The organism is Leptospira venezuelensis (assembly GCF_002150035.1).
Classification (GTDB): domain Bacteria; phylum Spirochaetota; class Leptospiria; order Leptospirales; family Leptospiraceae; genus Leptospira_B; species Leptospira_B venezuelensis.
On sequence record NZ_NETS01000008.1, the window covers coordinates 221,704 to 238,562 of the forward strand.

The window sequence follows — 16,859 nt, forward strand, 5'->3', positions numbered from 1 at the left end:
TCCTTTATTTTCCTCTAGATCTGTTTTTTCTCCAGTCTTTTTTATCCGGTTCAGGATCTTGGTACGGCAATTGTCGGATTACCCCGTTCTCTTCCACGAAGGTCTTATGTTTGATCTCGTTACGGGTCTTAAAGTCAGCACTCTTGATCTTGATGGTAACACCACCGAATAGGGTCTTTTCGACACTGATTTTACCATTTGCGGCTCTTTCTTCTATATATGCCTTGAGGTTCTGGATCTCGTTTTCGTATTCGCGGACCCGGACCTCCAGCTTTTCTGTGGCCTTGCTTGTTTTAATCAATTGCTGCTCATGGTCTTGGGTAAAGGAAGCTGGGTCATTCTCCTTTCTTGCCTTGAGAGTCTTAAGACTTTTGGAGATCTGTTCGAATTTATCTTGGTTTTCGGCCAATTTCTCTTCGTATTCGGAGATCTGTTTTAATACCTTAGGATCTGTTCCTACTATAAGTTCAGTTGCTGGGTTGGCAGAAGATCCGATGACCTTAGCTGCAATCGTATCAGAAGCACGAATCGTACCTCCTACAATCTGTCCCCTCTTACCGTTGGAGATTACCTTTCCACCTGCACTCACAAAGCAGTGTAGAATTCCTTCTTGGACCACGACATCTTTTTCTGTAACTACAGTTGCGTTCTGGATAAACTTAGCGATTACGTTTCCGCCAGTAGACTCGATACGAGCCTCATCTCTTCCGGAAACCCCTTGGCGAATAATAATATCTCCGTCCGCTTCCACATTTGCTTTTTGGACAGTACCGTAGATCTCTATATTTCCAGCTGCTTTAACTGAGTAGTTATCTTCTACGTTTCCAGTAATGATCACAGAACCTAAGAATGTAACATTACCAGTTTTAATTCCTACATCACCATTGACTCTGTAAACTGTTTCAACTGAAAGCCTACCACTTGCATAGACAACTTGTCCATTTACCTCGGCAGTGAGTTTGGTTCTGTCTTCGGAAAGGATGGTTCCCTTTCCTTGTTTGAGCTCTGTATCTAATCCGTCTTTGGCAGGTAGAAGTTCATTGAATAATGTGCGGCCGTATTTCCCTCTTTCTGCAGGGATTTTTTCTGCCAGAAGTTGTCCTACCACAACGTTCTCGATCAGATCCATGTCTTTATAATCTACTTTTCCGGATTCATCCTCTCTGAAGACGACCTTCTTGCTGATACGAACATGGAAGATGACCTGTGCATTTTTTCCGTTAACAGGAGGATCTCCTTCCGCCGCAGTGAAAGGTTGGTTATAGAATTCGTCCTCTAACCTTTTTTGGATCTCTTCTTCTTTAACTCCGTATTTGATACCTGCGTTTTTGAGGTAATTGACTACATCTTTTACTTCTAAATCTCTTCCACCAGGTTTCGGAGGGATAAAAGTGATCTTTGCTTTCATTTTATCAGGAGCAATATCCAATACCATTTTACCTTCGGCACCCTGCCTTGGTTTCATATTGGAAATATAGATTGGTTCACCCTTAGTCTCTTTTACGATCTTACGGATTTGGTTATCATCTACTTCATTAATTCCTCGAACGGAAAGTCTGCGAGAAACTTCTGAAAGTTCGATTGCTTTTCCTTCGCCGGAAGGTGGATAGATTGTGAGATAAGTTCCGTTTCTGAAAATCTGGACGACTGCTCTTCCGTCTCTATCCTTAGGTTGTAGGAATTCCTTCAGATCTTTGGAGACAAGTTTGCCTGATCCACCAGTTAATTTTTTGTCCAGCTCTGATAGTTCATCTAAGAATGTATCCTCAGGAAGAACAGATGCTCTGATATGCCAAGGTTCCGAACCGAAAAATTTTTTCTTTCCACGTTTGATTACTATATAATCCAACTCGTGTGATTTTCTTTTGAGATGGGATGCGGCCATCTGCAAACATTTCTCCAATGTAGGAGCTATAACTTCTACCTGCTCATGTTGGAGCTTATCTAATTCTTTTGATTGGTCTTTTAGAAAGGATGTAAGACTCAAAGCTGATGCTCCTCCAATGAAATTCGGTCCGGGGTTTTGAAGATCGGATTCCCCGGAGAAGGGGGTGGCCTGAGACCTTGGCTCAGGCCAGGGGGAAAACATTCCCCCATATTATTTTTTACTAATAACTGATTTAACCTTTCCTAATTTACTACGAAGTCTTGCTACAGCTCTCGTATGAAGTTGGGAAATCCTGGATTCGGTTACTTCCAATACTTCTCCGATCTCTTTTAAAGTTAGATCTTCGTAATAATAAAGAACGATTACTTTTTTTTCTTTGTCTGGTAGTGTTTTGATCGCTTCCACGATCACATTTTTGATCTCTTCTTTTTCGATGATGGTGTCAGGGTTCATGTTCATCGGAGATTCTAATGTCTCCATGAAAGAAACCTCATCATTCTCATCACCAAGAAACCAAATATCATTTAAAGAGACGAGTGACGTGCCGCTGATCTTAGTAAGAAGTGAGTTGAACTCCTCGACGGAGATTCCCATTTCTTTTGCGATCGCCTCATCTTCTACATGAGCGCCCTCTTTGTTCTCGAGCATTCCAATAATCTGCTCCAACTGTTTCGCTTTTTGGCGAATAGAACGAGGGATCCAGTCGATGGAACGAAGTTCGTCAAAGATAGAACCTCTGATACGAGTCATTGCATAGGTTTTAAATTTGATCTGTCTATCTGGATCGAATTTTTCGATCGCATCGAGAAGACCAAACACACCATACGAAACTAGATCATCGAACTCAACGTTCTGAGGCATACCGATCGCAATACGACCAGCCACGTGTTTGACTAGAGGAGAATATTTTTCTACAAGATAACTGCGAATATTTTGGTCTTTGGTTGCCCTATAAGACTTCCAAAGTTCGGTTTCATCCGTATTATTGTATTTTTCGAAAAGTTTGGACATAACAACGGAATGGGCTGGTCCTCTGCTTAAGAGTGTCGTGGACCAAACCGATTTGCAATAGCATTTTTTGACTCAAAAAAGGGAAATCAAGCAGTTTTTTGTCTCATTGGGATTCTGAGCGGATTTAGGCAGAAATCGCGCAGTCGGAGTTCCTATATTCGCGGAATTTGATACTCGTTGGATGGAAATCTCGGTGTTGGAGTTCCGACGAACCAAGAATTCGGTCGGAAAGATTTTTACTATTTGTCCTGGCTTCCGTCGTCTTTGGCTAACATTGTGCGGATTGCTTCCGCCATCAATTTAGGCTCATTTTTAATCGCGATATTTTCTACGATTATATGATCTCCAAATTTATCCGCTTTTTTGCGTGGAATCCCGCTCGCAGCTGCTCTCATTTCGTCGGCGCTACCTGGAGAATCAAAATGAGGGGTGGAAGTATCTAGATCTCCATGCCCTGAATGAGAATGGCGTCCCTCTCCGTCGAGCCCATCCTCGTCTCCACCGGAATGGGCACCGGTGAAATTACTCAAAAGTTCTAAAAACTCTGGGACTTTGGAAGCTAAAACGGAATAAACCCCGAATCCGAAAACAGCCATACCGACCGTGGATAAAAAGGTGATGAATGCGATATGGCCAAAGTAATTTCCGACCATGATGCCACAGACCAGACTTATGATGAGTCCTAAAAAGGAGAAAAAAGCGAGGAAACCAATTTGGAGGTTCACTCTTCCTCGCTCTGTTGTTTTTCTCTAACATCCACGAAATTGAAGAATTTTTTGAAAAATCCTGTGATGCCGGAATCGTCAGAGCTATCCATCTCTTGGTTCAGTAGAGAATATGTAATCCGATTCAAGCAAGCTGCTGCTTTACTCTTAGGTGAATGGATGATATACGGTTTTTGTTCCCGGATACTTTTTTCTACCTCGTCATCTTGGAAGATAAATCCTAAATTTTCTACTCTGACTTCTAAGAACTGACCGGAAATATCAATTACACGATCAGCAACCTTTTTACCTTCGATCGCAGAACGTACACGGTTCACGACCATCTTAAGATTTTTGTCTCTGCTTTGGGAAACAATCGCTTTGATGAGTCCATAAGAATCAGTAATTGCAGTAGGTTCAGGCGTAGTAACTACGATCACATCATCCGCAGGAAGAGTGAGTCCAATCACATTAGAACTGATCCCTGCTCCAGTATCTATGATCATATAATCATAGGAATCCAGATCAGCAAATCCTTTGATCAAATTATTTCTTTGGGTATCGTTCAGGTTTGCAAGCTGAGAATAACCACTTGCGCCCGCAATAATGTCCACTCCCTCGGGAGCTTGGATGATGATATCCTTTAAACTTTTATGTCCCTTGACTACGTGATACAAATTGTATTTAGGGATGATCCCTAAGATCACATTCACGTTAGCAAGTCCTAGGTCTCCGTCAAATACGAGGACTTTCTGTCCTGCCTTAGCCATAGAGATAGCAAGGTTTACGGAAATAGTACTTTTACCGACCCCACCCTTTCCGGAAGCGATCGCTATAATCTTAGTCATAGGTTTGGTTGAAGACACGAGTTTTAAACTCGTATTACCCTCGGTAAGTTTCCGCAACTGAGTCGCTTGGTCCATCCTAACCTCTTTCTCTGGGACTTAGGTTTATCGAAACCTTAAGCGGAGAATACTTCTCCACGGATTTCGATGAGTTTTTCCGGATTTACTGCGCATTCAGCGAGTTGGTGTTTTTCCGCTGGGATCATATCGAAGGGAACTTCTTGGCCAACACTTAAATGGGTAAAACCCTTATTAAGTGTATCGGCTAGTTCCAGAAATCCACCCAAAAATTCCGCTTCGTCCAGTTTAGTTAATAAAATTCTACGGAACCCAAGGGGCTCGTAGGCTTTCATTACGGAGTGGGTGTGATGATACGAAGATGTGGCGGATAATACAAGGATATTTTCAACGTTGTCTCTTTCTCCGAAAGCGGAAAGGTATCCGTACATTTTGCTAAGCTGGTCCACATTGCGATGGCTATAACCCGCAGTATCTATCAGGATAAGTTCCGACCCGTCTCTTGCCAGGGTCTCCTGAAAACGTTTCAGATCTTTTACCGCATAAAAAGGCATTTCCATGGTATCAGCGTAGCGTTTTAACTGCTCGATTGCCGCAATCCTGTAGTTGTCAGTCGTGTAAAGAGATACTGATTTCCCCATATGAAGATGATACTTAGCGGCTAGTTTTGCGATGCTAGTAGTTTTTCCGCTGCCTGTAGGTCCTACAAAGAAGACTACTTTCCTTTGTCCTCTTCTTGTACCCTTAAAAATATCAGGCTCCACCTGCACTCGTTCGGAAAGAACTTCTACAATCTTTTCCTGAACTGCAACTGTACGAGATCGATCCAAAGGAGATAGTCTTTGCTCCGCTTGGGAAATAATTTCTTCCGCGTATGCCTCGCTCATTCCTTCTTTAACGAGCTTATCCCTCATTTTAAGGATATTGGAGTCTTGCTCCTTACGAACAGATCTGGAAATTTTAGGCTCGAATTCTTTGGAAAAAGAAAGTCCAAGATTTTCTTCGGATTCTATTGCCTCCGAAGTAACTTCTATCAATTCTTTTGGCAAAGAAGAAGCTCTGCTCGGGCGAGAAGTTCTTTCTTCCCAGCTAGGCAATTCTTCCAGACTTCTTCTTTTTTCAGAACCAAGAGTGGACTTTTGTTTTAGAAGTTCTTTTAGATCTTGGAGTTTTTTCTCTACCTTCTCTCTCGAACTTGCCTTTTCCGGAATGCCAACTTGGATCTCCACGACTTTGCGAGCCATAAGTCCCGTTCCAAAAACCCCACCTTCGGTAAGAATTCTATGTTCGATGACATGGGCTTCTGGGCCGTATTTCATCTTCATCTGCATTAGGCAGTCCTGTAGATCCTTGCCCCTTATCTTTGCGAAATCCATGTTATCCTCCTGTTTTTTCGATTAAAATATTACGTTTTCTTAAACCACTTCTGCTGGTTCTGCTGCCTGGGCTTGAGCAATCCTTAGCTCACCTGCGATTACTGTCGGAACAGAAGAATGTACTTCTTCTAATGCGAGAACCGCAAAGTTCCTAGGCGGGAATTCTTTCGCTAAAAAATAAGCAAAAGGCATTCTCACTTCTCTATTCACCACGTAGATCGGGAATCCTCTTCCTTCCTGTACCCTACGATTCATATCAGCCACAGATTCCAAAAGTCTTCTTTGGAAATCCGGAGGAAGGACCAAAATATCTCTTCCTTCCAAACGATCTTGCGCGAGAGATTTGTTCAATCTGTCGAGCACCCGACCTTCTACCACTATGACTTGTAGTTTTCCATCCACCATATAATCTTTTACGATCGTGTTGGAGATAGATTGTCTTACGAATTCTGTAAGAACGTACGGATTCGGATACTTGCTCATCTTGTTTACAACTGTTTCCAGAATTGGAACAAGATTGCGAATTCCCAAACCTTCCCGGAGAAGATTTTGAAGGACTTGTTGGAGCATTCCCAAATTTCCAGGCTTGTCGGCTTCCAATTCCTGGATAAGTGTTGGATACTGAGATCTGTAATGATCCAGAAGTTTTTTGACTTCTTCTCTTCCAAGCAAACTGGAGGCATGAGTTGCAAGCAATTCTCTCAAATATGTAATGATAACTGTAGAAGAATCTACCACGATAAAACCTTTAGACTCAGCATCTCCTTTCGAATCCGCAGAGATCCATTTTGCAGTTCTTCCATAGGCAGGTTCCATGAAAGATTCTCCTTCGATAGAAGAAAGATCCTGGCTTTCTGCAGAAGGCATTGCCATTAGTTTTTCAGGGCGAATTGTGCTGGAGCCGACTTCTACTCCGTTAATCTTGATCGTGAATTGATCAGGAGGTATTTCCAAATTATCTAATATACGGATTGGAGGAATAACGATCCCACTTTCACGTGCAAACTTCCCTCTTAAATTGGAAATTTGGTCCATCAATGTTCCGCCTTGAGTAGCGTCCACCAATGGCACCAAATGATATCCAAATTCGATCTCGATAGGTTCAATCCTAAGTTCGTCGTAATAGTCTCGAGGTTTGCGATCTCCAACCGCTTCTTTTTCCTTTTTCTCCAAAACCTCAAGTTGCTCTTGAACAGTTCTCTCAAGTGAGTAAGCAAGATATGCAAGTCCACCTGAAAGAAGTACCATTGGAATAAAAGGCAGGCCTGGGATAAATGCACCGAGTCCCATAGAAGCCGCGACTACATATAAAACCTTTGAGTTTGCAAATAGCTGAGTTTTAAATTGTTTTGCAAGATCCGATTCAGAGCCGGAACGAGTAACAATAATACCTGTAGCAACAGTTGTGAGAAGTGCCGGGATCTGGGAAACAAGTCCATCACCAATAGTGAATTTTCCATAAGTTTCGACCGCGGAAATAAATGATTCTCCACGGATACTTGCACCGATTATCACTCCACCAATCAGATTGATTGCAGTGATAATCAATCCTGCTCTCACGTCCCCTTGTACGAATTTACTCGCTCCATCCATGGAACCGTAAAAGTCCACTTCTGCTTCTATCTTCTTCCTTCTTTTACGAGCTTCCGCTTCATTTATATTTCCCGTGGAAAGTTCCATATCGATTGCCATCTGTTTACCAGGCAATGCATCTAACGTGAACCTTGCTGCCACTTCCGAGATACGAGTCGCACCTTTAGTGATCACAAGCACCTGAACAATCACTAAGATTAAGAAGATAATAAATCCAACTACATACTTACTTAAACCGGACTCACTTCCTACTATAAAGGATCCAAATGCATCAATGATTGCGCTATTTACCGCAGGACCTTTCGACAAAATTTGCCTGGTCGTAGAAACGTTCAGTGCCAATCGATAGATCGTAGTAATCAATAATAGGCTTGGAAAAATAGAAAACTCAGATGGTTCTTTAATTGATAAAGAAGTCATAACAATGAGCAAACTTAATGCCAAACTGAATAAAATCAGAATATCTAAAATAAAGCCCGGAAGTGGAACGACTAACATTCCAACGATAGCAACTGCTCCCGCACCCAGGATGAAGTCGGATTGTGTATACCATTTCTTATCCATAATATTCTCCTAGGTTTAAGAAGCGTTTCGGAACGCTTTCCGGAAAGATTCGAGTTTCGTAAAGATCACACTGAGAGCTGTATAGAATTTGGCAGGAACTTCCTGACCAATTTCCACCTCATCGTAAAGTGTTCTTGCCATTGGGCGGTCTTCGACTGTTGCGATATCGTTCGCTTTTGCCACCCGGATAATACGTAATGCGAAATCGTCCACACCCTTAGCGATCACAACAGGTGCCCTGTGTTTGCTCGGTTTATATTCTAATGCCACTGCAAAGTGGGTCGGGTTTGTAATTACAACATCTGCTTTAGGAACTTCTGCCAGCATCTTACTCTTTTTGATCTGATCTCTGGCCATTTGTCTTCTTCTTGCTTGTAAAGAAGGGTCCCCGTCTTGTTCCTTCATTTCTCTTTTAGATTCGGAAGGAGTCATTTTAAGTGCTTCTTCGTATTCATATTTTTGGAAGAAATAATCTCCGACGCTGATCGCGAGTAATAGTATCCCCACTACTATGAAAATTTTGAATGCAGTGAAAGTAATTAAAGCTACCGATTCTTCAAGGCCCATGTTTCCAAGCATTAGGATCTTGAAGAAGTCCTTCTCTATTACAAAATAGGAAACCCAAGCGATTACAGCCACTTTAACTAATGATTTTGCTAAACCGAATAACGTCTGACGATTCGGAAGTACCTTTTTGAAATTAGGGCGTATCCTTCCGAAATTGAATGCTAGAGCTCTAGGCGCGAATAAAAAGCCTGTTTGGACTACGTTCCCCACAATCGCAGCAACCACTGTAATTCCCATCAAAGGAAGAAGAAGTTGCGTAATATCCACAAGAGCATTATTCAAAAGTTCACTCATTGCTTCGGAGCTAATCACATTCGCAGAGCGTATTCCGAAGAAATATTTTCTCAAAAGATAATAGGATCTCATGAAAAAATATTCTCCCATGAGATACATTAGAACAATACCCGCTAATAGAACAATCGCCGATGCGACTTCAGGACTTTTAGGGACATTTCCTTTTTCTCTTTCTTCCCTTCTTCTTCTTTCGCTGGCAGGTTGTGTACGTCCCTCGTCTTCCGCTGCGAATAATTGAAGATCGATGCGAAAAGGAACAGTAGCTGGAATTGGCTGCGTCTGTTGAGTCCCTTGTTGGAATTCCAACAAGGCGGTCTTCATCCTATCTAGAATCTCCAACATGCGCAGATTCCCATCGTGCAGGAACTCCCACATTTTTTTAGAAAGGAATCCCATTAGTTTGGCCATCCTTTCAGCATTAAGTTCATCTTCTCGAAGGAAAGTTGGAATGCATTGTCCATCTGAGTGATCAAAAAAGGAACAATCAGAATCATAACTACAAGGCCAATCGCAATCTTGATCGGAAAGCTAAGCTGAAGAATATTCAACTGAGGAGCAGCTTTTCCCATCAAAGCTTCTGAAACAGTAACTAAGAATAAAACCCCAAGTATCGGAAGAGAAATTTTGAATGCGACTAGGAACATCGCACCAACTGCTTCTTCCATAGCCTTATAAAGACCGTCTTGGATCTCAGGAACAAGTTTCAAAACTTGCACCTTCTCGAATGAATATACCAAACTTTCGAATAAAAAACGATAAGCTCCCAGTGAGAGAAACAGAAGCATACCCAACATATTCTTAAGAGTACTGATTACTGGAAGACTGGTTTGAGAAATCGGATCCAAGATCTCGGCATAACCGAAACCAAGTTGAACGTTAAAAAATTCTCCGGCCATTTGGAAAGAGGAGAAAACCAAACTTACCAAAAATCCCATGAGAATCCCGATAAGCACCTCGGCCATCACAACTAAACCGTAGTCAGCCATATTGCCCGGGATTGGAGGAACGAAGGATGCACTTACAGGAAATAAAATTACAGCGATTAGAAAACCAAGAGTCATTCTTTGAGCAAAAGTGATAGAGGCAAAAGAAAACACAGGAGCCACAGACAGAAGCCCCACGATCCTTGCCAGGATCAAAAGAAACACTTGGAAATTTCCTATAAAGTATTCCATTTTTTTAATCTAAAACTTCTCTATCATCAGGAAAAGATCCCTGGTATAATCCGTCATCGTTTGGAGCATCCACCCAGCAAAGATCACGATCACTGCAAAAATAGATAATAACTTAGGAACAAAAGCGATCGTAGGCTCTTGGATAGAAGTTGTGGTTTGTAAAATACCAATAATCAATCCTACCACCATTGCAGTCAGCAGAATGGGGGCAGAAAGTTTAAGAGTCACAAATAGTGCATCTCTGATCAAAGTAATTGCGTCTACTTCCGTCATTTATAACTCCTTACGAGCTCGTAGACGATTAAATTCCAACCATCCACAAGAACGAATAAGATCAATTTAAACGGTAAGCTCACCATCACAGGAGGAAGCATATTTAAACCCATGGAAAGAAGCGCGGACGCAACCACAAGATCCACAACGATAAAAGGAATAAATATAATTATACCGATCCAGAATGCCTTCTTTATCTCCGAAAGCATAAACGCAGGAATAAGAACGTAATTCGGAACATCGTCGAAGGATTCTACATTCTCTACTTTTCCAATCTTTAAAAATAGAGCCACATCCTTGGCACCACTTGTCCCTATCTGTCTCATCATAAATTCTCTGAGTGGGACCATGGATTTATCAAAAAATTCGTTGGTATCTATTTTACCTTCCATGTACGGATTTAAACCCTTCTCGTACACAATATTCAAGGTAGGTGCCATAATGAAGAATGTCATAAATAGAGCAAGCCCCACCATTACCTGGTTAGGTGGAAGGTTTTGGATAGAAAGCGCTCTTCTTACAAAATCCAGAACAATCACTATCTTAGTAAAAGAAGTCAGGGACATCACGATGGCAGGAGCCAAAGAAAGGATCGTGACCAAGAACAAGATCATCAAAGAAAGACTTGTCTCTCTCGGACCTTTTGCTTCGTTTACATTAATATTCAGATTTGGAATTGGGATCCGAGGGGCATTTGCTTGTGCAAAAGTATCTTCAGGGATCGCAATCATCAAAACGGCAAATAGAAGAACTCCCGAAAGTATCTTCCACATAATCGATTTATGTCTCATACCTTCAGAAAACTTTTTCCCAGCCTTTGTAGCGAACCCCTCTCCCACTTTTCCCCCTAGTTCAAATCGAATAATCCGTTCTCCAGATTATTCCTTTCCTTCTTAATTTCGTCTAACTTCTCTTTGAGTTTTCTCTGTTTTTCTTTTCTCTCGCCAGGAGTTTGTCTGAGAGTTTGTTCTTCATCTTCCGATTTCCCGGTCAGACGAATATTCAAATCCTTTAATTGCTCCAAAGCGGTGACCAAAAAACCACCTTCCGGAGGTTTAAATTCGTCTCTCATTCTCCGGAGCTTTGCCTTAGTCTCCGTATCCGTAATTTCGGAAATTAAATTAATACCGTTATCCGCCACACCTAACACAAAAATTTGCCCTGTTACTTCTACAATCTGTAACTGTTTATTCGTGCCCAGGTTCAAACTTCCGAGAAGATTCATTTCTCCTCGAACAGGAAGAGAACCTTCTCTGGATTTAGCGAGAGTTCTTAAAACCCAATATGCGGCTCCACAAAGAATTCCTAATACAGAAACAATCCTAAATAATATCCCGGCAAGACTTGGCCCATCTGAAACAGGCTTATATCTTTCTTCCACAGGATTCGGTGCTGACTCAGTTGGGGCTTCCTTTTTCTCCTCTTGCTTAGGAGTAGATGGTGCCGAAGACTCAGGCGCTTTTTTATCAGCGGTGCCTAACTCTTTTTTGAGAACTTCGTCCATTTGTTCTCTTTCGGAACCTTGAGAATATAATCCTCCGGCAATACCCGATAAAATACAAAAGACTCCGAACGCCAAAGCGAGGGAGCCGAATCCTAAAAAAAACGAATGGATCGTTTGAAAAATTCGGCTCATCCGCCTCCCGACTCCGGCTTGATCCTATCGGCCGGACTTACGATATCCGTTACACGCACACCGAAGTTTTCGTCGATGACCACGACCTCTCCCTTCGCAATCAACTTACCGTTTACCAAAAGGTCCACTGGCTCACCAGCAAGCTTGTCCAACTCAATGATTGAACCTTCTCCCAAACCTAAGATATCTTTAATATACATCTTGGTTCTTCCGAGCTCCACAGTCACGGACATCTGAACGTCCATGAGAAGATTTAAATTCGGAGTACCTTGGGCTCCGCTTGCAGTAGCAAGATTCGGGAAAGAAACTCCCTTCATTCCTACTTGGGAAATTCCACCACCGCCCATTCCGCCTTGGTAGCCACCGCCACCATAATCGCCTCCCCCTCCTCCTCCGGACCTTTTGGAAAGAGAGAGAATATCATTCGCCATAGATAAAGAAAGAAGGAACTGAATTCTAAATGAAGGAAGGCCTTCGATCGCTAAATTGAAGAAGGTCCGCACAAGCGGGTCACCCTCCGGAAGCACTAATGCTGCAGGGGAAGTTACATGTCTAGTTTCCGCAGGAGAACCATTTACTCCACCACCAGTCTTAGCAGCGATCTGAGATTGAAGTGCCCCCATAATAGGAGTTAAACTATCTCTTAGAGTTTGGAGTTGGCCTTCGTCAAGACCACCCGAATCGAAACCACCCATCATCATGTTTGCAATACGAGCAGCATTATCAGCTCCCATAGCAAGCACGACTCTTCCATTCAGATTTCCTGAATAGGTAGAATATAATAAAAACGTGTTAGATTTAAGTTCTGCTTCTACATCCTTCCGAGACTTTGCTTCGGAAGTTGGGTTCATAAAGTTAGAAGTTTTGGAAAGAATAGCTGCTAAGGTATTTCCAGCAGTCATAAAACAATGAGAAAGAAAATCGGACAGAAGGTCCCTATCTACCGGAGAAAGACCGGCAGCTTCTTTGGACCCGCCTCCGGCAGCCATGCTGCTGCCTGGATCAAATGAATCGTTTGCGCCCGCTAATAAGGCGTCTATTTCTTCCTGGGAAAGGGATCCTTCACCCATTATAAGGCACTCTCTCTTAGTTTTGGATTAGGAGACATAATAAAAAGAAATTTGTCGACCCTTTTTTTTCTTGCTCAGAAAATCGGTGGGAAAAGGCCGGGGAACTACTAGATAAAACCCCCATTCAGGACTAAAAACAAGTATATTTTCCTAAAAAAGAAATCAGGTCTCTATATTCCTCATTAACCCTGTAATCTTCCTGCGCCTTGTTCGAATTTCCTTTTAGTAAACCTACCTAGAGCGACCCCCGAGGCCTAATTTTTACGTAAATTGGGCTTGACGAGCGATTGGAAGTCTCGTATTTTACCAATTGGTAAATTAACTAGATGGTTAAATACGAGACACAATCTGACCGATTAAGCAATACTTTCGCTGCCTTGGCGGACCCAACAAGGAGAGAGATCCTTCTGTATTTGGTCTCAGGAGAGGCGACAGTAAAGGAACTGGCAGAGCCTTTTAATATGAGCCTGCCTGGGATTTCTAAACACCTCAAGGTTTTAGAAAAGGCTGGGCTGATTGAAAGGGGAAGAGAGGCCCAATGGAGACCCTGTAAGATTCGGCCGGATGGATTAAAAGAAGCTTCCGGTTGGTTAGATCATTACCGCCATTTCTGGGAAGAAAGTTTGGATCGTCTCGATGCGTATTTACAACAACTCCAAGCTAAAGAAAAAGAGTCGGAAAAATAGACGATCTTTCGGGAATTTGTCCCGGTGCTATATTAGAATTATATAAAAAGGTACATTCAGAATGTCTGAAATTAAAACTGAAATCACTCCAAAAGCCACGAAAAAAGAGTGGATAGGCTTAGCGGTAATCGCACTACCCTGCCTGCTATATGCGATGGATTTAACGGTTCTTTATCTTGCGGCTCCTCAATTGACTGCGGATCTAAACCCTACCCCTTCTCAACAATTATGGATCATGGATATCTATGGATTCTTAGTCGCTGGATTTCTTGTGATCATGGGAAATCTGGGAGATAGGATTGGGCGCCGTAAACTTCTTCTCTATGGAGCGGCAGCGTTCGGAGTGGCATCCGTTCTTGCTGCATTCTCTCCTAGTTCAGAAATTTTGATCTTAACTCGCGCGATCTTAGGGATCACAGCAGCAACCTTGGCTCCTTCTACCTTATCATTAATTCGTAATATGTTTTTGGATCCGGAAGAACGGACTTTTGCGATAGGCATCTGGGGGATGAGCTTTTCTTTAGGAGGAGCAATCGGTCCTCTCGTGGGCGGTGTCTTATTGGAATATTTCTGGTGGGGTTCTGTTTTTTTGATGAGCGTTCCAATTATGATCGTTCTCCTAATTGTCGGACCTAAACTTCTTCCTGAATTCAAAGACCCTAATGCTGGCAAGATGGACCTGCCTAGTGCAGTTCTATCCTTAGTATCTGTTCTTTCCATCATCTATGGATTGAAACAGATAGCGGAGAACGGCTGGGGACTCGTTTCTATTCTCACGATACTTGCTGGACTTTTCGTCGGAGCCATCTTTATCAAAAGGCAAACCACTCTGGCTGATCCAATGATAGATCTTCAGTTATTCAAACTTCCTGCTTTCAGTGCGGCAGTTATTGGGAATACAATGACCATCTTTGTAGGATTAGGGGCCTTTCTATTTATTTCTCAATATTTACAATTGGTTTTAGGTCTTTCTCCTCTGGAGGCAGGGCTTTGGACTTTGCCTGGAGCAGCGGGTAATGTGATCGGTTCTCTTACAATTCCTATTATAGCTCGTAGCATGCGACCATTATACGCGATGTTAGGCGGTTTGATCTTACTTGCAATCGGCATGCTCCTTTATGCTCTGATCAATACTGAGAACGGAATATGGATGATAATATCAGGATCTATAATCATGTCCTTCGGGATTTGCACAGTTGTGATCTTAGGAACAGATATCATTGTAGGTTCTGCGCCGCCGGAAAGAGCTGGAGCCGCAGCTTCTATTTCTGAGACGGCAGCTGAGTTCGGTGGAGTTTTAGGAATTGCTGTACTCGGAAGTATAGGTGTAGCGATCTTCAAATCCAGGATCAATTCAATTAATCTTCCTGGGCTTACTCCTGAACAATTGGAAAGTTCTCATAATACTTTAGCTTCTGCAGTAGCGTTAGCAAAAGAACTCCCGGAACCAAGTAGACAAATACTCCTCAGCACCGCCCAAGGAGCATTCACCGACTCATTACATTTTATTTCTTTTTTGAATGTAGGGATCTCGGTTGCATTGGCATTTGCGATCTTCTTCATCTTAAAGGATAGAAAAGCGCGGGAAACGACTGTAGAAACAGCAGAATTAGAAAAAGCAGCAAGATAATATTTATATAAGGAAAATAGAATGAAGGCAGAAGTTTCAGTCGTTGGAAAAGAAATCATAGGGGTTAAAACTTTTGATGCCCCAAGAGAATTAGTTTGGAGTGCTTGGACAGACCCAAAACAAGTAGCGATCTGGTGGGGACCAAACGGTTTTACGAATACCATTCATGAAATGAGCGTGAAGCCAGGAGGAGTCTGGAGATTCACAATGCACGGTCCAGATGGAATTGACTACCCGAACCGTGTCGAATTCATAGAAGTAGTCCAACCTGAAAAACTAGTCTACGATCATGGGGATGATTCAAATCCAAAACAATTCCATGTGACTGTATTTTTCGAAGAAGAAGGTTCCAAAACCAAACTTACCATGAGATCCAGATTCGCGAGCGAAGAAAATATCAAAAAAGTCGCAGATTACGCGTTGGAAGGACTTAGACAAACTCTAGGCCGCCTAGAAAATTTCTTGGGAAAGAATTAAAATAATTCGGAACGATTCCAAAGTATTATCAAATATAATAATTTTTTAAAAAGCGGAGAAGAAGTTTGTGAACGAAATCAAACAACCTGAATTTAAAGAGATGGTATTAACTAGGACTCTCAATGCGCCAAGAGATCGGGTTTGGAAGGCTTGGACAGACCCTAATATGGTATCTCAATGGTGGGGCCCTCATGGATTTACTGCTCCTCTCTGCCAATTAGATCTTCGTCCTGGTGGTGAGATACTCATCCATATGAAAGATCCGGAAGGTGGGATCAATCCGATGAATGGTACGTATAAGGAGATCATTACTCTAGAAAAGATTGTATTCTCCTCTTATATCGCATTCGAGATGGATGGGAAAAAGCCAGCAGCTGAAATCCAGATCACTATTCTTTTTGCAGACAAAGGTTCTCAAACCGAACTCCAAGTTCGTGCACTTCCTATCAAGGTGGATCCAGAACTCTATCCTGCAGTGGAAGGAATGGAAGAAGGTTGGAACCAAACCCTCGATAAACTCACAGCAATTTTCGCTTAATTACCCTGGATGGGAAAAAACAAAATAAATATTAAGGAAACAGAATATGAAAGTAAATCCGTTGCAGATACTAAGTTTTTGGATCATCATTTTTCCTTTCCAAAAAAGGAAAAGAGCCGGAGCTTAATATGGACTCAAAAGTGGGAGGCTACTCCCACTATTTTCATAAACCTTCTGAGAACAAAGAAATCCGCAGCAAAATAATAGAGAGTGATGTTTTTCGTAAGAAAAAAATCTTTTTCACAGCTCTATTTTCCGTTCCGGAAAAAAAACAAGAGATAAGCGGATTTTGGGAAGAAGCCTTGGAAAGATTAGCGGAACTTCTCCGTAGGATACAAGGATCTTGATGACTGTGCATTATTAAAATTTGGGAGATTTTTTCAGTAATCTGACCGGAGGGAGATCATAGGACGGTAGGAGTTTTTTACGATCTCTCTGATATTTTTGAAAGTAGGTGCCGGAAGATTCTCATTTGATCAAAAAATCTTTGGAAGTAAATCCGAGTAGATTAAAT

17 protein-coding genes are annotated in these 16,859 nt (G+C 42.1%); 5 read left to right on the plus strand and 12 right to left on the minus strand.

The window, feature by feature from the left end; genetic code table 11:
- Positions 1–4 precede the first annotated feature (4 nt).
- The 12 genes from B1C82_RS05125 to fliN form a co-directional block, all read right to left on the minus strand.
- Positions 5–1,987, minus strand: coding sequence for a FapA family protein (locus B1C82_RS05125; RefSeq protein ID WP_086446901.1), 1,983 nt, complete (start codon positions 1,985–1,987; stop codon positions 5–7).
- 111 nt (positions 1,988–2,098) lie between these two features.
- A complete protein-coding gene (whiG, locus tag B1C82_RS05130; RefSeq protein WP_086446535.1) occupies positions 2,099–2,899 on the minus strand; it encodes an RNA polymerase sigma factor WhiG in 801 nt (266 codons plus the stop codon).
- Between the two features lie 239 nt (positions 2,900–3,138).
- The gene (locus B1C82_RS05135; protein WP_086446536.1) at positions 3,139–3,624 is read right to left on the minus strand and encodes a hypothetical protein; all 486 of its coding nucleotides are present in this window, start codon (positions 3,622–3,624) and stop codon (positions 3,139–3,141) included.
- Entirely contained in the window at positions 3,621–4,526 is a 906-nt protein-coding gene (locus B1C82_RS05140; RefSeq protein WP_086446537.1) for a MinD/ParA family protein, read from the minus strand. The genes B1C82_RS05135 and B1C82_RS05140 overlap by 4 nt, the downstream gene beginning before the upstream one ends.
- Positions 4,527–4,564: 38 nt before the next feature.
- Positions 4,565–5,842 carry a flagellar biosynthesis GTPase FlhF gene (gene flhF, locus B1C82_RS05145; RefSeq protein WP_086446538.1) on the minus strand — a complete coding sequence of 426 codons (1,278 nt, stop codon included), beginning with the start codon at positions 5,840–5,842 and terminating at the stop codon, positions 4,565–4,567.
- Between the two features lie 39 nt (positions 5,843–5,881).
- The gene (locus B1C82_RS05150) at positions 5,882–7,999 is read right to left on the minus strand and encodes a flagellar biosynthesis protein FlhA (RefSeq protein WP_086446539.1); all 2,118 of its coding nucleotides are present in this window, start codon (positions 7,997–7,999) and stop codon (positions 5,882–5,884) included.
- A gap of 15 nt (positions 8,000–8,014) precedes the next feature.
- The gene (locus B1C82_RS05155) at positions 8,015–9,202 is read right to left on the minus strand and encodes an EscU/YscU/HrcU family type III secretion system export apparatus switch protein (protein ID WP_411550344.1); all 1,188 of its coding nucleotides are present in this window, start codon (positions 9,200–9,202) and stop codon (positions 8,015–8,017) included.
- Positions 9,203–9,255: 53 nt separating this feature from the next.
- Positions 9,256–10,035 (minus strand): flagellar biosynthetic protein FliR, encoded by a 780-nt coding sequence (gene fliR / locus B1C82_RS05160; RefSeq protein ID WP_086446541.1) that lies wholly within the window; start codon positions 10,033–10,035, stop codon positions 9,256–9,258.
- Between the two features lie 9 nt (positions 10,036–10,044).
- Complete coding sequence (gene fliQ, locus B1C82_RS05165; RefSeq protein ID WP_086446542.1) at positions 10,045–10,308, minus strand: flagellar biosynthesis protein FliQ; 264 nt, start codon at positions 10,306–10,308, stop codon at positions 10,045–10,047.
- On the minus strand, positions 10,305–11,099 hold the full coding sequence (fliP, locus tag B1C82_RS05170) for a flagellar type III secretion system pore protein FliP (protein WP_199775817.1): 795 nt from the start codon (positions 11,097–11,099) through the stop codon (positions 10,305–10,307). The genes fliQ and fliP overlap by 4 nt, the downstream gene beginning before the upstream one ends.
- A gap of 56 nt (positions 11,100–11,155) precedes the next feature.
- Positions 11,156–11,944 carry a flagellar biosynthetic protein FliO gene (fliO, locus tag B1C82_RS05175; RefSeq protein WP_086446543.1) on the minus strand — a complete coding sequence of 263 codons (789 nt, stop codon included), beginning with the start codon at positions 11,942–11,944 and terminating at the stop codon, positions 11,156–11,158.
- Positions 11,941–13,014 carry a flagellar motor switch protein FliN gene (gene fliN / locus B1C82_RS05180; RefSeq protein ID WP_086446544.1) on the minus strand — a complete coding sequence of 358 codons (1,074 nt, stop codon included), beginning with the start codon at positions 13,012–13,014 and terminating at the stop codon, positions 11,941–11,943. The genes fliO and fliN overlap by 4 nt, the downstream gene beginning before the upstream one ends.
- Positions 13,015–13,340: 326 nt before the next feature.
- Here fliN and B1C82_RS05185 point away from each other — a divergent pair, with 326 nt between their 5' ends.
- The 5 genes from B1C82_RS05185 to B1C82_RS05205 all read left to right on the plus strand — a co-directional run bounded on the left by B1C82_RS05185 (position 13,341) and on the right by B1C82_RS05205 (position 16,692).
- On the plus strand, positions 13,341–13,700 hold the full coding sequence (locus B1C82_RS05185) for an ArsR/SmtB family transcription factor (RefSeq protein WP_086446545.1): 360 nt from the start codon (positions 13,341–13,343) through the stop codon (positions 13,698–13,700).
- Between the two features lie 61 nt (positions 13,701–13,761).
- Positions 13,762–15,330: an MFS transporter gene (locus B1C82_RS05190; protein ID WP_086446546.1), complete on the plus strand. Its 1,569-nt coding sequence runs from the start codon at positions 13,762–13,764 to the stop codon at positions 15,328–15,330.
- A gap of 21 nt (positions 15,331–15,351) precedes the next feature.
- A complete protein-coding gene (locus tag B1C82_RS05195; protein ID WP_086446547.1) occupies positions 15,352–15,807 on the plus strand; it encodes an SRPBCC family protein in 456 nt (151 codons plus the stop codon).
- Between the two features lie 67 nt (positions 15,808–15,874).
- Positions 15,875–16,345, plus strand: coding sequence for an SRPBCC family protein (locus B1C82_RS05200; RefSeq protein WP_086446548.1), 471 nt, complete (start codon positions 15,875–15,877; stop codon positions 16,343–16,345).
- A 128-nt stretch (positions 16,346–16,473) separates the two neighbouring features.
- Positions 16,474–16,692: a hypothetical protein gene (locus B1C82_RS05205; RefSeq protein WP_086446549.1), complete on the plus strand. Its 219-nt coding sequence runs from the start codon at positions 16,474–16,476 to the stop codon at positions 16,690–16,692.
- The last annotated feature ends 167 nt before the right edge of the window (positions 16,693–16,859 follow it).

Coding starts and splice junctions, on each gene's coding strand:
- whiG (WP_086446535.1), bottom strand. CDS start 2,899: ATGTCCAAACTTTTCGAAAAATACAATAATACGGATGAAACCGAACTT.
- fliR (WP_086446541.1), bottom strand. CDS start 10,035: ATGGAATACTTTATAGGAAATTTCCAAGTGTTTCTTTTGATCCTGGCA.
- B1C82_RS05155 (WP_411550344.1), bottom strand. CDS start 9,202: ATGTTGGAGATTCTAGATAGGATGAAGACCGCCTTGTTGGAATTCCAA.
- fliP (WP_199775817.1), bottom strand. CDS start 11,099: ATGAGACATAAATCGATTATGTGGAAGATACTTTCGGGAGTTCTTCTA.
- flhF (WP_086446538.1), bottom strand. CDS start 5,842: ATGGATTTCGCAAAGATAAGGGGCAAGGATCTACAGGACTGCCTAATG.
- B1C82_RS05195 (WP_086446547.1), top strand. CDS start 15,352: ATGAAGGCAGAAGTTTCAGTCGTTGGAAAAGAAATCATAGGGGTTAAA.
- B1C82_RS05205 (WP_086446549.1), top strand. CDS start 16,474: ATGGACTCAAAAGTGGGAGGCTACTCCCACTATTTTCATAAACCTTCT.
- B1C82_RS05150 (WP_086446539.1), bottom strand. CDS start 7,999: ATGGATAAGAAATGGTATACACAATCCGACTTCATCCTGGGTGCGGGA.
- fliQ (WP_086446542.1), bottom strand. CDS start 10,308: ATGACGGAAGTAGACGCAATTACTTTGATCAGAGATGCACTATTTGTG.
- B1C82_RS05190 (WP_086446546.1), top strand. CDS start 13,762: ATGTCTGAAATTAAAACTGAAATCACTCCAAAAGCCACGAAAAAAGAG.
- B1C82_RS05185 (WP_086446545.1), top strand. CDS start 13,341: ATGGTTAAATACGAGACACAATCTGACCGATTAAGCAATACTTTCGCT.
- fliN (WP_086446544.1), bottom strand. CDS start 13,014: ATGGGTGAAGGATCCCTTTCCCAGGAAGAAATAGACGCCTTATTAGCG.
- B1C82_RS05140 (WP_086446537.1), bottom strand. CDS start 4,526: ATGGACCAAGCGACTCAGTTGCGGAAACTTACCGAGGGTAATACGAGT.
- fliO (WP_086446543.1), bottom strand. CDS start 11,944: ATGAGCCGAATTTTTCAAACGATCCATTCGTTTTTTTTAGGATTCGGC.